Below are 15,780 nucleotides of genomic sequence, written 5' to 3'. Positions count from 1 at the left end.
TTATATATTAGTTAGTCCGTTTTAACGGACTTTTGCTATAAGCCTTGAAATTGATTTCAAGGCGGTGTAACAGCGTGGCCATAAATCCCATCAATATGTTAACGTGGTGAGAATTGATTTCAAGGCGGTGTAACAGCGTGGCCATAAATCCCATCAATATGTTAACGTGGTGAGAATTGATTGAAAATGGTGTGACAGCGTGGCCATAAATCCAATCAATATGTTAACGTGGTGAGAATTGATTGAAAATGATGCGACCACATAGCCATAAATCCCATCAATATGTTATCATTGGTGGAAATTTATTTCCGGTTAGGGGTGAGGGTGAGCAATTGATTGTCCAGTAATGTTATGCTGAAACCCGCTCATCCGCCTGGGAATCAATTCCCCGGCTCATCGCCAAAGTCGTCTGAAGACGACTCCGTAAAAATACAAGCTCATTCTGATGATCAGAACATGATTCTATTCCGAGGAGCAATTATATATTAGTTAGTCCGTTTTAACGGACTTTTGCTATAAGCCTTGAAATTGATTTCAAGGCGGTGTAACAGCGTGGCCATAAATCCAATCAATATGTTAACGTGGTGAGAATTGATTGAAAATGGTGTGACCGCATAGCCATAAATCCAATCAATATGTTAACGTGGTGAGGATTGATTGAAAATGGTGTAACAGCGTGGCAATAAATCCCATCAATATGTTAACGTGATGAGAATTGATTGAAAATGGTGTGACCACATGGCAATAAATCCCATCAATATGTTAACGTGGTGAGAATTGATTTCAAGGCGGTGTAACAGCGTGGCCATAAATCCAATCAATATGTTAACGTGATGAGAATTGATTTAAGATGATGCGACCACATGGCAATAAATCCCATCAATATGTTAACGTGGTGAGAATTGATTGAAAATGGTGTGACCGCATAGCCATAAATCCAATCAATATGTTATCATTGGTGGAAATTTATTTCCGGTTAGGGGTGAGGGTGAGCAATTTATTGTCCAGTAATGTTATGCTGAAACCCGCTCATCCGCCGGGAAATCAATTCCCCGGTTCATAGCCGAAGTCGTCTGAAGACGATTCAATAATACTATAAGTTAATCCCAATTATCAAGTCAGAATATTATGGCGCTTTGGCGGCTTTACTATCATCTCGTCTGGGCGACAAAAGAACGCCAACCGTTGATTGTTCCTGCACGAGAGCCGAAATTATATAGCTATATTATCGGTAAAGCTGATTCGCGAGGTTGCATTATTCACGCCATTGGGGGTATAGAAGATCATATCCATTTAGTGACATCTATCCCGCCAAGCCTTGCGATCGCGGATTTTGTCAAATACATTAAAGGAAGTAGCGCCCATCAGTTTAACCAAGATTCGCCTCCCACATCAGCCAAGTTTGGTTGGCAGCGCGGATATGGTGTTTTTTCCCTGGGAGGCAAACAACTTGATCAAGCGATTGCCTACGTGAGTCAACAAAAGCAGCATCATTCTCAAGGCACAGTAATCCCATCCTTGGAACGAGATAATTATGAAGATGATGCTCCAACATCCCGATGAGGTATGATATGGGACTAAAATAGGCACAGGGATTACCCTATTGCCTATTGCCTATTGCCTATTGCCTATTGCCTATTGCCTATTGCCTATTGCCTATTGCCTGTTCCCTGTTGCCTCTCCCCACCACAAACACTTATTCACCAGTCCCTAACTTATGTCAGTGACAGTGATCTGAGTGTAATCAAAAAACCTTAAACTAAAGCTTTTGCCGCTGAAAACTTTGATTTAGGAATGTCATAAGGGCGATAGTATATATCAACAACTTTAGCCAAATCAGCCAAAGTATAATTCATGTCAAACAAGGATAACTTGAGGCAATGAAAAAAGGCAATATCCATCGTCAATCCCAGTTGCTGACAAAAATGTTCCGACAGTCTATTACCATCGCCTTTATACCGCAGATTTCGAGCGGCAAACAGTTGTCTTAGAACAATGAGTTTTTGGAACAAAACCTCGATAATCCGGGCGGGCGACTGCAACCCGGTCATCTCTCGTGTTGGACTCGGCTTATGCTGTTCAAATCTAAAGTGAGCATCTTTGAGTTGAAAGATTAAACACAGTTGCTGTACGATTTGAACTTGGAACAAATGTTCGAGTTGTTCACCCCGCAATGCTCCTTGCTGTTTCAGATACAATCCTAGAGGTTGATCGGCTGGACACAACTGAGCCAGTTTCGTGACAACACGGTTACTTACCCACTCGTATTGCTGGATCAGCGAAAGTAACCCTTCATCGTTCAATTGGTTGGCGGCGGTGATAACATTCCCATTATCTACCCAAAGATAATAAGACGAGGCAGCTCCTGATTCGGAGCGCGATCGCAGCATCAGTACGCCGCTTTTATTTCCCTGATCGATAAATCGAAAAATTTCCGGCAGAGAAAAATCAGAAAGAAATCCTGTAATGGACATGGCTGGTGAATTGAACCCCTACAACTATTGTCTCGATTAACCGTTGAACTCCATCGCGATCGCCAGATTCGGTCAGGTCACGATTTATATTTATAATGAGTGGGTGTTGTTGTTGGCGATCTTGCTCTGTGACCCAAACTCCCCTTCCTAATTCCCGCTCCTCTACCGATGTAGTAAACGAACAACCGGATGCCTTAGGGCGTTTTGGCAAATTTGGCGGCAAGTATGTGCCGGAAACCTTAATGCCAGCGCTGCTCGAGTTAGAGCAGTCGTTTAAACAGTACCGCAACCAGCTAGATTTTCAGCAGGAATTACACCAGTTACTGCATGATTATGTCGGGCGTCCTAGTCCTCTATATTTCGCGGAACGGTTAACCGCCCACTATGCCCGACCTGATGGCGGTGGAGCGCAAATTTATTTGAAACGGGAAGACTTAAATCATACTGGCGCTCACAAGATCAATAATGCCTTAGCTCAGGTCTTATTAGCCAAGCGCATGGGCAAGAAGCGGATTATAGCAGAAACTGGGGCGGGTCAACATGGTGTGGCAACGGCAACAGTTTGTGCGCGGTTTGGCTTGGAATGCATTATCTATATGGGTGTTCAGGATATGGAACGCCAAGCCCTGAACGTGTTTCGCATGAGGCTGATGGGGGCAAAGGTGCAACCGGTGGAAGCGGGAACGGGTACGCTTAAAGATGCCACCTCAGAAGCGATTCGCGACTGGGTAACGAATGTGGAAACCACCCATTATATTCTGGGTTCTGTGGCAGGTCCCCATCCCTATCCCCTGTTGGTGCGTGATTTCCAAGCGATTATTGGTCGAGAAACCCGCGCTCAATGTTACGAAAAATGGCGCGGCTTACCGGATATCTTGTTAGCCTGTGTCGGTGGCGGTTCCAATGCCATGGGACTCTTCCACGAATTTGTCAACGACGAGAGTGTCCGCTTAATTGGTGTTGAAGCCGCTGGGGAAGGCGTAACGTCTACGAAACATGCCGCTACCCTAACATTAGGACGTCCGGGTGTGCTGCATGGGGCAATGAGCTATTTACTCCAGGATACCGACGGTCAAGTCGTAGAAGCCCATTCCGTTAGTGCGGGACTTGATTATCCGGGTGTTGGACCTGAACACAGTTATTTGAAAGATAGCGGTCGAGCGGAATACTATAGCGTCAGCGACCAAGACGCGATCGCCGCGTTTCGCCAGTTATCGGAACTCGAAGGAATTATCCCTGCCCTAGAAACCGCCCATGCGATCGCGTATCTGGACATCCTCTGTCCTCAACTTCAGGGCAGTCCGAAAATTGTGATTAACTGTTCGGGTCGCGGTGATAAAGATGTACAAACGGTTGCCAAGTTTATTCAGTTAGACTCTCAGGATTAAACGGTGCGGTCAAGATCTGTTTTTGTGATGAGTGGATTCCTGCTACTAACGTTAGGACTCAGTAGTTGTGATTTGGCGTTGAGTGTCAATCAAACCCCAGTGAGTCAAGCCGAATCTCCTGCACCCGTGTCTCCCCAGTCCAATGACGGTGAATTCACCAATTGGGAGGCGGCGGTGCATCAACAGATTAATCAATATCGCCGTTCCCAAAACCTGCCCCCGTTAACCTTAGATGCGGGCATTAGCAAGCACGCCAGACGCCACAGTCAGGCAATGGCAACCGGGCGCGTCCCCTTAGGTCATGAGGGATTTGAACAACGAGTCCGGGCAATCGCCCAATCCATGTCCTATCGTCAAGCGGCGGAAAATGTTGCCTATAATCAGGGTTATTCTGACCCGGCGACACAGGCGGTGCAAGGTTGGTTAAAAAGCCCAAGACATCGAAAAAATATTGAAGGGGATTTTGATGTAACCGGGATTGGCGTGAGCAAAAATGCCAAGGGAGACTATTACTTTACCCAGATTTTCATCAAGCGGCAGTAGTTTGTCCTATGTTCATTATTGATAATTCCTAATTCAGATATCTGATGACTCATCCACCCATCGAGAAAGACGTGGCAGAATTTCAAGTGTGCGATCGCGATCTTCCTGACGCCCTACTGAAGACCTATCTAAACGCCGAAGCGATTGCTGTTGATACGGAAACCATGGGGCTGATTTATCAGCGCGATCGCTTGTGTCTGGTGCAACTGTGTGACCCCCAAGACCGAGTTACGGTGATCCGCATTGATAAAAAACAAACCGAAGCCCCCAATCTGAAGCAGTTGCTGGAAGCCCAAACCGTCTTAAAAGTCTTTCACTTTGCCCGTTTCGATCTCGCCATCTTACGCCAAAATCTGGACATCTACGTCCAACCTGTATTTTGTACAAAAATTGCCAGTAAACTTGCCCGTACCTATACCAACCGCCACGGGCTGAAGGATTTAGTCATGGATCTCGAACAGGTGGAACTGGATAAAAGTTCCCAGAGTTCAGATTGGGGGAATCCCGATAACCTGTCGGATGAACAACTTCGCTACGCAGCGAATGATGTCCGTTATTTGCTGTCTGTGCGGCAGAAACTGATTACCATGTTGCAACGAGAAGAGCGTTGGCAACTTGCCCAAGAGTGCTTTGAGGCGTTATCCGTGATGGTGTCTTTGGATTTGCTCCTCTATCGAGATATCTTTGAACATTAAGACACCCTACCCTAGAGACCCTCTGTTGCTCAAGGGTGGATGAACCGAATTCCACCCAGAGTGAGAACTGCTAGGATAAAAACAAGGAAGTGTCAATAAGATTGCTGGATTTACGAGTTTCCCATGCCTATGACTGCTCAAGTTATTGTCGAAAAGAAAAAACTAGACAACCCGCCGCTAGAGATTCACTATCTGGGCGATCGCGTTCTGCGTCAACCAGCCAAGCGAGTGGCTAAAGTAGACCAAAGCATCCGACAGTTAGCACATCAGATGCTGCAAACCATGTATAGCGCAGATGGTATCGGATTAGCAGCACCACAGGTTGGGGTAAATAAACAAATCATTGTTATCGACTGCGAACCGAATAACCCCGAAAATCCTCCATTAATTCTGATCAACCCCACGATTAAGCGCTTTGGTAAAAGTTTATGTGATGCCCAAGAAGGGTGTTTAAGTGTTCCTGGGGTCTATTTAGATGTCAAACGCCCGGTAGAGGTGGACGTTGCCTACAAAGATGAGAATGGACGCCCGCAAAGATTGAAGGCAGATGGTCTACTCTCTCGCGCCATTCAACATGAAATGGATCACCTGACTGGGGTGATGTTTGTGGATCGGGTGGAAAATGGATTGGTTTTGGCAGAAGAACTGCAAAAGTATGGCTTTTCTACCCAAGCGGTTAAACCGTTTAATGCTTAGACAATCTCAGCATAACTGTGCTAATGCCTTGTCCATGGAGCAATCCATGGACTTTTTACCAATTTTTTTAGGTTTAATTGAATGACACCAAAAAGCGGTTTATTTTTGATGGGTTCCTGTATTACCGCCATTGCGGCTGTTGGCTCAATTTTTGAACTCTCCTCAGGAACACCCCAGTTGGGTGTATCCGTCACGGAAATTATCCTGGCGGGTAGTATTCCCTTGAGTGGCTTTTTGTTCTACGCGGCTGTTCGTGATGCCAGGGCAAATCAGTAGAATTAGGTCACCTTGGGGTTTGGCGTCTGTTGTCCTTTAGAATTTTAATTGTAGGGGCACGGCACTGCCGTGTCCCGATCCGGTCTTTGGTCAACCCCTAGGGAGGAAGCGAACCCCTGTGCTAAAAATAAACGCTCGTACAAACATACACCGTGAAGTGTTGCCAAGATAGGCTTATGGTTTGAGACACGGTTTCCAAACTCACGGACATTACGGATGACTGGTCAACATTGCCGTGGATTTTTGCGACCTCTTGCTGGCAGAGGTACAGCTAGACATCTATCTCCCTATCCCTTGTCTGAGGATCAGGAGACGGTGATTGGTCGTGATCCAAGCTGCCAAATTGCCTTAAACCCGAATCAGTATTTAATTGTATCGCGGCGTCATGCTACGATTCGTCCCTGTTCACCCTGGCATCAGGGTTGGGAAATTTGTGATCTCAATAGTATTAATGGCACTTACGTTAATGGGTATCCGTTACGGGGATGCTGTCAATTACATGCGGGCGATCGCATTGAATTGGGTCAAGATGGTCCTCAGTTTATTTTTGAGTGCCAGTTGAGTCCGTCTCCGTCCCCAGTCTCATCGGTTCCTTCGAGTTCATCGCTGACATCTGTCAGTGTAATCGCACATAAAACTCCCGATACGGTTACCTTTAGTCAACTGTTTCCCCTCGCTTCAACCGGACAAGATTTAACCCAAAAGGCATTTCTGAGACCCGCTATTCTCACGGTGGTGTTTGTGGTGTTAATGTTTATGGCGGTCGGTCAGGCAATGGTGTTTAATCTACTCTTGGCAACCTATTTAACGGGTGCGGCTTCTTATTTTGTCTACCAACTCTGTGGTAAACCAAAACCGTGGTGGGTGTTATTGGGATCTGCGATCGCGACGGGTTTAATTTTAACCAGTCCGTTGTTACCTCTATCGATTATCGTTTTTCGCGACATCTTACCGGGACGCTTACCCCAAGAAGGGGAACTGATCAGTTTCACGTCTCTGCTAATCCGCATGTTTTTCGGGGCGGGGTTGATGGAGGAATTACTCAAAGCCCTGCCGATTATTGGGGCGTATTTCTTGGGTAAACTGCTACGTTCCCCTTGGCGAGAACAGATTGGGGTCTGGGAACCATTGGATGGGATTCTGTTAGGTACGGCGTCAGGGGTGGGTTTTACTCTGCTGGAAACGTTAGGACAGTATGTTCCGGATATTATCGATAATGTCACCTTTCAAGCGGGTCAAGGATCGGCTCAACTGATGGGATTGCAATTACTCATCCCCCGTCTACTGGGTTCAGTTGCTGGACATATAGCTTATAGTGGCTATTTTGGCTATTTTATCGGCTTAAGTGTTCTCAAACCGCGAAAAGCTTGGCAAATTCTGGCAACGGGTTATCTGTGTGCGGCGATTCTCCACGCCTTGTGGAATGCTAGTGGGTTTGTCAGTAGTTTATTGTTGGCGGTGGTAGGGATTTTGTCTTATACCTGTTTAGCCGCTGCCATTCTCAAAGCCAGGGCAATCTCGCCGACGCGATCGCAAAACTTCGCCACCCGTTTATTTTAAGATAAAAATCCTCTACTCACCCTAGACATAAGCCAGAGAGCAGAGGATTTTTATATTGGAGCGATTGACCAAGGAATGTTGATTGTTTTATGCCAGAGCCAACAGTCCTTTTCCCTGTCAAGGTTCTACGCTTTGATGAAACCAATTAACCTGTATTCTCAAGTGCTAACTCAACACACTTATGCTTTGGAGAACCTTTTGCACTGATGAACGATTTCTGCTTTTCTCCCTGAGAATGCAGGTTTAGTCAGCTTTTGTATTTATTCTAAATTTAGAGTCCACGACTCCAGAGAACCTGAGTCACCCGCAGAGCAATCATTAATAATCAATTGCCAAGTACCAGCAGATGAGCGTCCTTCAAACACAGACAAAGTCTGACTTGCACAATAGTTACCACTGGGAATCACCCCATGAGACGCCGCTACTGAGTCAAAGCTACGGGAAAAGTTATCGTTAAAGCTGTAATCCCCATTCAGGTCATTACTATAGCCACTGGACGAAAATTGCGGTTGTCCGGGGCGTCGGAACAAATCAACCACAACCCCGCTTTCGAGATGACGTAACTGGGCAATCAAATCGCCTACCCAAGTATGTTCTAAATTCTTCAGCGTGACGGTGACGTTGCTAATTGCGATATTTTCAGTCACCACAATCTCATCTTGGAAACTAGCCACTCCATCGGGAATGCTGCCACCACCACCGCAATAGGTGGAGTTCGCAGATGTGGCAATTTTAGCGTCTACAGTGGCAGTTGAGGTACGGTTCATTAGCTTTGACATAGGTTATAACTCCAAAACATGATTAAGTTGACAAAAGGTAAAACTCCGCTAGCGATCGCGAACTCATAATGTTAATAAACTTTGCGCTTTGTTACGCACTGTTAATACACCCTTGATTTTTTCTAATTTCGCGACCATTCAATACTCTCCTCTTAATTAATAATGGCATTAGTTTGGCGTTTCTATCTAGTCCTTCTGGGGATCTTTACTGAAAAAAAACAATTTAATGGATACTAAACTGATATATCGATTTTCTGTATTCCTTGCCTGATCAGCGATTCAGCCTTAAGTCGTCAACGTTGTTGTCCCGATGTTTATGTGAATTTAATATAAAATCACATCCTCTATAGCTTTAATTAATCTCTGACGAGAGATTAAAAATCTTTTTCAAAAAAATTCGTAATTCATCCGCGAAGCTCTGGAAAAAACTTAAATACACGCTTCCCGAAGGTCTGATTATAAATTTTGAACTCACCATGCTTAAGAGTGTTAAGCTTAAAGCTTCATTTTGTAAATTTAGTTGTTTTTTAGTAAAGATTTGTTGCATTATCCGCTCAAAAATTTTTTGACAATTAATTAAGTATACTTTCTCTTGACATTAGAAAATCCCCTATCCCAGCCACAGCAAACTCTAGTCATTTTCAACCAAGTACCGACAAGCCAGGTTTCTATAACCCGCTTCTCCTGGATAGTAGAAGCCAGTCAGGAACTTTGTTCTACTCGATAATACTTGTGCAATTGAGGTGGCTTTTGGCAGGATATCGGTGTAACATTCTTGCTCGTGATCACAAAATAGAACTGAAGTCACAGACTGCCAGGGTCTAGCCACCGTGTCTCAGGCTCTGAAATCCAGTTTCTGTCATACTGGCGTATGACGTTGTTACACTATGTTGAATAATATTGCAATCAGCTAACGTTGGCAACCACTTGGCTGGATTAATTTTGGCTTATTTTGTAAAGATTCATTAAGAAGCACAGCAGCATCCATATCATATATAGATATAGCAATTTCCGGTTTGATGCGATACATCGTTAAGGGCGCAAGCTTTGCACCCCTACATTGCCCCTACATTTAGGTGTACCTCACACCCTGGGAAAGCGCTATATGCACTGGCAAGATCAACTAGGTTTACTTTGGCAAAGGCACGGATTGAGGAAAGTAAAAAGGCGCTAGCAGCCAGCAGAAGCCGCCGAAAAGCCGAACTGCTGCGCGAGCTGGAGGAAACAACGATTTAAATTTCTACAGAGAAATATATTTGCCAAAACCAAAATAGGATGCTTCCTACTACAGGGGAGGCGATCCAGCAGGCGGCTTGATTAGAAAAGTTTGTAAACTTAATGACATCTCATAAAGTCTTTGTTATATTGCAGAAACAACCCATTAGTAAAATAAAAGTAGGCGAAAAAAGAGTTCGTCTATAAATTTAAGCTTTCTGCATTGGAGCCTTTTTGTATGAGTTGGATTAAGGTATAAGAGGCTAATTTTCTGCTGTAGGTGTACAAGATTAGTGAGTCTATCAAGATGAGCGGACGAATGTAATCTTGAGGAAATCGACTACTGGGGATTTGGCTAATAAAGTCCACAAGGACTTTATTGTTATCATCACTAATTCATCTACAATGATTGATTATTTTTACTTTGCCCTGTATCTATTGATTTTGCTGGTGGCAATTAATTCGCGTTTGTATTCCTCGCGGTTTAATCTTCCTGCTTTTCAGTATAAAGATAGCCTCATTCCTAAACTGCTTTATTGGCCCAATCTTTTGGGGTTCCTCCTAATAATTACTCTACTGGTCTTTTTTTAAATGGAAAACCGCTATCATTTGTCTCCCCCTGTTTTCCACAGCTAATACCAAATTCGGTATATAAAATCTTTTTTTTACAGATTGTAGAGACGTTGCATGCAACGTCTCTACAAGGTTTTTAACCAGGGTTTATTCAGCCGTAGCCAGTTCTGTGCTACCACCACTCCGACGACGGGTTAAGGTGTTGAAGAGCATCTGACCAATCGCTTTAATCAGATTCCCTTCTAATTCCTGGAACAGCTTCATATTCATGCCAAATGCCGCATTTGCCTCATCAACAATCCGTTCGGCTGTGGCGTCATCAATGGGAAGTTCATCCAAGGCTTGACGATACTCAGCTTTGAATGCCTTTTCGTCAGGAATGTCGTTAAACTCGTAAAACGCTGTACCTTCACCCTCAGATAAATTCATCGCCCGTTGAGCAATCTTTTTCAGGATTTGTCCCCCGGATAAATCGCCCAGATAGCGCGTGTAGCAATGGGCGACTAATAGTTCGGGTTCAGAGGCGGACACGTCGCGAATTCGCTGCACGTAGTCTTTCCCGGCGGCTGAAGGCGCTACTTGTTCGCGCCAGTTGGCACCGTAGTAATAGTACAAGTCTTGCTCTAGACTTTTCTGGCGATTGAGTTGGGGAAAGTAGAGTTTTGAGAGAATTGGATGTTGGCGATGGCGCTCCATTTCTTCTTCCATCGCACTATAGACGAAGTAGAGATTGGCGACGAGTTTCCGGTAGGAGTTCTTTTCAACGACGCCTTTCAAAAAACATTTGACAAATCCCACGTTTTCTGCCATGGTGTGGGCTTTTTTGGTTCCCTCACGCAACTGAGTGGCTAAATTGGTACTCATGTTAAATTTCCTATCCCTAAGGTTTACGACTTGTGTATTTTTACGTCCAAAACGGATTCAAAACTGTCCCAAAGGCTTAGGTTAAACTGATATGATGAAAATTTATATTAAAAATTGTGAAGTTTTGGTCATTGGTCATTGGTCAAGTCGGGGCGGGTTTATTTACATCTGGGTGTAACCGAAAAGATAGTAGTGAAACCCGCCCCTACACAATTTGCCCCATCTCCCCCATCTTCCCCATCTTCCCCATCTTCCCCATCTTCCCTCTCCTGCTATAGCCTCAATCCTGCAAGATGGTTTTAGACACAATCCGAGTTTTCTTGCGATCGGCGTCTGAAAGTTCTTCCCCAGATTGCAAACGAGTCGCGTTAGTTTGCAGCACCGTGGCGGCACTTTGGTCTCCCATTTGAATCGCGGTATTAGCCGCCGTTTGTAACATTGTGGCAGCCCCCGAGCGATCGCCTGTTTGCAGTTTGGCTTCGGCTATTTGGGTTTGCCTGTATTTGGCTAATGCCAGAATCGATTGTTGGACTTTGGTATTGGGAGACGGTTGATAGGTACTCTGAACGTTAATTTCAACGGGAACCTGTTCCGACTTTAACCCCTCTTCCCCCGTAGCGGGGTCATCATACCGCACTTGCAGCTTGGCGATCGCCTGATACCCAACAGACAGTTGTCCCAGATACAGATTTGCCAGAATCACCCGTTCGGCATCGGTCATCAAATCGCCCAAGCGGACGACAAATTGGTCACCTTGGGGTTGTAGGGGGAGTTCAATCGTATCCGGGGCGACTTGAGCAATAGGTTTGAATTCGGCAAACCGCACACCATCCATTAATTCACATAACAAGTAAGCATTGGTCAAGCCAACGGCTTGGATACGGTTAAACAAACGTCCAAACTCCTGTACGGCTTGCTCCGGCTGTTCAATGTAACACAGCGTACCACTCCCCGCATCGGCAATTTTTTCTAGCACATCTTGGTTCCAACTTGCCCCAAATCCTAGGGTATTGATCGTCAGCTTATTCTCAACCGCGAATTGGGCTAATTTTAAGCAGCGATCATTGTCTCCATGTTCATTTTCGCCATCCGTGAGCAGAAACACCTGAGACACGGCGTCAGCTTTACCCTGAACCACCTCTGTAATCCCCAGTTTCAACCCCTCATCAATCGCCGTTCCCCCATCGGCAGACAGTTGGCGAATTTGGGATTTAATCGTGTTTAGATTATCGATCGCTTGATTGGGAACCAGCACCTTGGCACGATGATCAAAGGCAATCACACATACGCGATCGCCTTCCTTGAGTCGTTCAATCAGTTGCATCGCCGCTTTTTTCACCGTTTCCAGTGGGCGCCCATGCATTGACCCACTGTGATCCAGAATTAAGCATAAATTCAACGGGAGCGACTGATCCTCCGATTGGGTAATTGCCCGAATCGCGATCGATAACTGACGCTGGGAACTGGGTTGATTGGCATCAAGATTGGTATCGCTGAGGGCAGGGTGTAAACCAACTTTCATGTCTAATAACTCCTAAGCCAGTGAAAAAATGTAACTATAGTAACCTTGGTGTAATACTTATGTACTAATGAAGAGCTGAGGTTATTCAGGATACACCCCAAATCGCCATCAATCAAAAGAACCCCCCCAGGCAACTTCACAAGCACGCTACTATGTTTTAAAGATAGCGCCATTATTGCATTCCCGATGATCGTCAGGAACCCCACGGCTATAAGCCGGGGGCTTGAATAAAGCCCGTACCTGACCAGCCTAAGACCTACGAGGTCTACGTTAACGGCAAGCGTTAAAATTCCTACCTTGGGATGCGTGCGCGTAGCGCGTAAGCCAGTCCCATGCTCTAGAACCGAGTGGTTAAACAGGTGTACAAGGGTTAAGCCAGTGCCACTTGGAAAGTACCGACCGTTAACATTGGCGAGGCTAACGTCACCCCAGCAATGGGAGTTAGGGGCAACCATACCCCAAAAACTAACCCTTATGCGTACAGGTTGAAAACTTTGAGCTTGTAATTGCCCAAGCGAAAGACAAATGCAAGATGTCACCGGAGCAAGTAAATCCAAGGCGGTAAGGGTTTTGACCTAAAATTGCAGTCGTGTACACGGGAAATGGAGCCGATACATTCTCCCTTGAGAGGAAGTCCTGTCAGACTGCTGTTTATGTAAGAGGGCAAGATCCTCCCCATACATAAATGACAGGGGTTTCCATTCGTTCCCTTACCAACCCCAATTTACGATGAAACGACCGATTCAGGCAGTTCAATCAACTTACTATGGTCGGCAAAACTACCGCACCCCGCCACCTGATTTACCGTCACTGCTCCTCAATGAGCGGATTGTCTATCTAGGTTTGCCCTTGGTGCCGCAAGTTACCGAATTGATTGTGGCAGAACTTTTGTATTTGCAGTACGACAATCCCGACAAGCCGATTAAAATTTACATCAACTCCACGGGAACCTCCCGTTACGATGGTGAACCGATTGGCTTTGAGACAGAAGCCTTTGCCATCTGTGACACGATGAATTACATTCAACCCCCCATCCATACCATTTGTATTGGTTCGGCAATGGGGATGGCGGCGATGCTGCTGTCAGCGGGAACCAAAGGCTGTCGGGCAAGTTTACCCAATGCTTCCATTGTGCTGCACCAACCCAAGAGTTATGCCAGGGGTCAAGCCACAGATATCCAAATTCGAGCGAAGGAAGTGCTAGCCAATAAGATCACCATGATGGATATTTTGGCAAACAATACGGGTCAATCGGCTGAAAAGATTGCCAAGGATATGGAGCGGATGTTGTATATGACCCCCCATGAAGCAAAAGAGTATGGCTTGATTGATCGGGTGTTAGAGAGCGATGAGGTGCCGGCGGCTGTAGCTGCGAGTGCATCCTAATCCTGACTCTGGTACTAACAGTTAGGACAGTTTTGCTGTTCTGGTTCGGGAAAACCATTCAGATTACAGCTTAAACCCTCACCTATACACAAGACGCGCCATGGCACGTCTGGAACAACTCGGTTGGAACGGGTTTAGTCACATCGGGGTGAGGTAAAAACGATAGTAGTGAAACCCGCCCTTACCCACCATTCAAAACGTTTTCTAGAATTCGGAGCAAATTATGCCCATTGGTGTCCCCAAGGTTCCTTATCAACTTCCCGGTTCTCCTTATAGCGATTGGATTGACATCTACAATCGTCTCTACCGGGAACGGATTATTTTTCTGGGTAAAGAAGTCGATGATGAGATTACTAACCAGATCATCGCGGTAATGCTTTACCTGGATTCAGAAGATCAAAACAAAGATATTTATCTGTACATCAATTCCCCCGGTGGTTCAGTCACCGCCGGCATGGCAATTTATGACACCATGCAGCATATTAAGTCGGATGTGGTGACTATCTGTGTCGGTTTAGCGGCGTCGATGGGATCGTTCCTGCTGGCGGCGGGGAAACAGGGGAAACGCTTGGCGTTACCCCACTCGCGGATTATGATTCACCAACCCTCTGGCGGTGTGCGTGGACAAGCAACGGATATTGAGATTGAAGCCAGGGAGATTTTGCGAATCCGGCGTCAGCTTAACCAAATCTACGCGGATAAGACAGGTCAAACGATTGAGAAGATTGAAAAAGATATCGATCGCGACTTTTTCATGTCCGCGCAAGAGGCGAAGGAATACGGACTGATTGACCGAGTGATTGAGGAACGAGCAAGTTAACTGACGAGGGGTTTGGGGAGCTATAAGTCCCACGCCATAATCTTTGACGCAAGCGTTGGGATGCCTTCACTCCCCAAGCCAATTAAGGGGGTTCAATGCCCCTTTAATTGGCATCTATCATAATTCTACTGCTGTTAGTCATTACCAGTAGACTAAGCTATAGTTGATACATGATCACTCTGAATTACACTTATCGAATTTATCCTGATGCCGAACAAGTCGAATCACTCAACGAGTGGCTCGAAACTTGTCGAGGTGTTTACAATTACGCACTCAGGGAACTAAAGGACTGGATTTCTTCAAGGAAGTGTCCAATAGATAGGTGTAGTAAGGAGTCAGAGTACATTATGGCGGCTGACTATCCTTTTCCTGGATATCAGCAACAACAGAACAATCTACCCAAAGCGAAAAAAGATTACCCAAGGCTAAAGGCGGTACCCGCTCAGGTCTTGCAGACAACGGTTAGGCGGCTACATGACGCTTGGGACTTTTTCCAGAAGCGGGGTTATGGGTTTCCGAGGTTCAAAAAGTATGGGCAGATGAAGTCAATACTTTTCCCCCAGTTCAAGGTAAATCCCATAACCGGATGGCAGATTAAACTACCCAAGCTCTTAAAGGTTCAAATCAATCTACATCGACCAATCCCCGATGGTTTTGTGGTTAAACAGGTCAGGGTGATCAAAAAAGCGATGGGTTGGTTCGCTGTCGTCACCATTCAATCTGATATCTCTATCCCTGATGCTGTCCCGCACGGTCACTTTATTGGGGTAGATGTCGGGTTGAATAGTTATTTGGCTACCAGTGATGGTTTCATAGAGCCAGGACGTAAATTTTTCAAGGATATGCACCGTAGGCTGAAAGTGCTACAACGCAGGTTATCCAAGAAGAATAAGCGTTCTAAAAACTATGAAAAAGCTAGGCTCAAGGTAGAGAAACAGCATAACCATATTGCATTCAAGCGGAAAGACTATCAGTACAAATTGGCTCAC

General features: G+C 45.5%; 14 protein-coding genes. 10 read left to right on the top strand and 4 right to left on the bottom strand.

Annotated elements, in window-relative coordinates; translation table 11 throughout:
* Nucleotides 1–1,128: 1,128 nt before the first annotated feature.
* Nucleotides 1,129–1,563: an IS200/IS605 family transposase gene (tnpA, locus tag RIE73_RS38120; protein WP_446393934.1), complete on the top strand. Its 435-nt coding sequence runs from the start codon at nt 1,129–1,131 to the stop codon at nt 1,561–1,563.
* 191 nt (nt 1,564–1,754) lie between these two features.
* On the opposite strand, the gene RIE73_RS38115 is transcribed toward tnpA, so the two are convergent.
* On the bottom strand, nt 1,755–2,474 hold the full coding sequence (locus tag RIE73_RS38115) for a DUF4388 domain-containing protein (RefSeq protein WP_446406124.1): 720 nt from the start codon (nt 2,472–2,474) through the stop codon (nt 1,755–1,757).
* A 128-nt stretch (nt 2,475–2,602) separates the two neighbouring features.
* Here RIE73_RS38115 and trpB point away from each other — a divergent pair, with 128 nt between their 5' ends.
* The 6 genes from trpB to RIE73_RS38085 all read left to right on the top strand — a co-directional run bounded on the left by trpB (nt 2,603) and on the right by RIE73_RS38085 (nt 7,632).
* Nucleotides 2,603–3,862: a tryptophan synthase subunit beta gene (gene trpB / locus RIE73_RS38110; RefSeq protein ID WP_446406123.1), complete on the top strand. Its 1,260-nt coding sequence runs from the start codon at nt 2,603–2,605 to the stop codon at nt 3,860–3,862.
* Between the two features lie 27 nt (nt 3,863–3,889).
* Nucleotides 3,890–4,405, top strand: a complete 516-nt coding sequence (locus RIE73_RS38105) for a CAP domain-containing protein (protein WP_446406122.1) — start codon at nt 3,890–3,892, stop codon at nt 4,403–4,405.
* Between the two features lie 44 nt (nt 4,406–4,449).
* Entirely contained in the window at nt 4,450–5,100 is a 651-nt protein-coding gene (locus tag RIE73_RS38100; RefSeq protein WP_446406121.1) for a ribonuclease H-like domain-containing protein, read from the top strand.
* A 129-nt stretch (nt 5,101–5,229) separates the two neighbouring features.
* On the top strand, nt 5,230–5,796 hold the full coding sequence (gene def, locus RIE73_RS38095) for a peptide deformylase (protein WP_446406120.1): 567 nt from the start codon (nt 5,230–5,232) through the stop codon (nt 5,794–5,796).
* Between the two features lie 81 nt (nt 5,797–5,877).
* The gene (locus tag RIE73_RS38090) at nt 5,878–6,072 is read left to right on the top strand and encodes a hypothetical protein (protein WP_446368138.1); all 195 of its coding nucleotides are present in this window, start codon (nt 5,878–5,880) and stop codon (nt 6,070–6,072) included.
* Between the two features lie 216 nt (nt 6,073–6,288).
* The gene (locus RIE73_RS38085) at nt 6,289–7,632 is read left to right on the top strand and encodes a PrsW family glutamic-type intramembrane protease (protein ID WP_446406119.1); all 1,344 of its coding nucleotides are present in this window, start codon (nt 6,289–6,291) and stop codon (nt 7,630–7,632) included.
* A gap of 260 nt (nt 7,633–7,892) precedes the next feature.
* On the opposite strand, the gene RIE73_RS38080 is transcribed toward RIE73_RS38085, so the two are convergent.
* From RIE73_RS38080 to RIE73_RS38070, 3 genes are all read right to left on the bottom strand, one after another.
* Nucleotides 7,893–8,411, bottom strand: a complete 519-nt coding sequence (locus RIE73_RS38080; RefSeq protein ID WP_446393940.1) for a proprotein convertase P-domain-containing protein — start codon at nt 8,409–8,411, stop codon at nt 7,893–7,895.
* A gap of 1,935 nt (nt 8,412–10,346) precedes the next feature.
* The gene (locus tag RIE73_RS38075; protein ID WP_446406118.1) at nt 10,347–11,063 is read right to left on the bottom strand and encodes a biliverdin-producing heme oxygenase; all 717 of its coding nucleotides are present in this window, start codon (nt 11,061–11,063) and stop codon (nt 10,347–10,349) included.
* Nucleotides 11,064–11,343: 280 nt separating this feature from the next.
* Nucleotides 11,344–12,585: a vWA domain-containing protein gene (locus tag RIE73_RS38070; RefSeq protein WP_446406117.1), complete on the bottom strand. Its 1,242-nt coding sequence runs from the start codon at nt 12,583–12,585 to the stop codon at nt 11,344–11,346.
* A gap of 729 nt (nt 12,586–13,314) precedes the next feature.
* Here RIE73_RS38070 and RIE73_RS38065 point away from each other — a divergent pair.
* From RIE73_RS38065 to RIE73_RS38055, 3 genes are all read left to right on the top strand, one after another.
* A complete protein-coding gene (locus RIE73_RS38065) occupies nt 13,315–13,971 on the top strand; it encodes an ATP-dependent Clp protease proteolytic subunit (protein WP_446406116.1) in 657 nt (218 codons plus the stop codon).
* 223 nt (nt 13,972–14,194) lie between these two features.
* Nucleotides 14,195–14,791: an ATP-dependent Clp protease proteolytic subunit gene (locus tag RIE73_RS38060; protein WP_446406115.1), complete on the top strand. Its 597-nt coding sequence runs from the start codon at nt 14,195–14,197 to the stop codon at nt 14,789–14,791.
* Nucleotides 14,792–14,961: 170 nt separating this feature from the next.
* A partial coding sequence (locus RIE73_RS38055; protein ID WP_446406114.1) for an RNA-guided endonuclease InsQ/TnpB family protein occupies nt 14,962–15,780 on the top strand: 819 nt, incomplete at its 3' end.

It is taken from the genome of Coleofasciculus sp. C1-SOL-03, from assembly GCF_040220555.1.
Taxonomy (GTDB): domain Bacteria; phylum Cyanobacteriota; class Cyanobacteriia; order Cyanobacteriales; family Coleofasciculaceae; genus Coleofasciculus.
The sequence above is the reverse complement of the archived record's forward strand: the minus strand, read 5'-3'. Positions and strand labels throughout refer to the sequence as shown.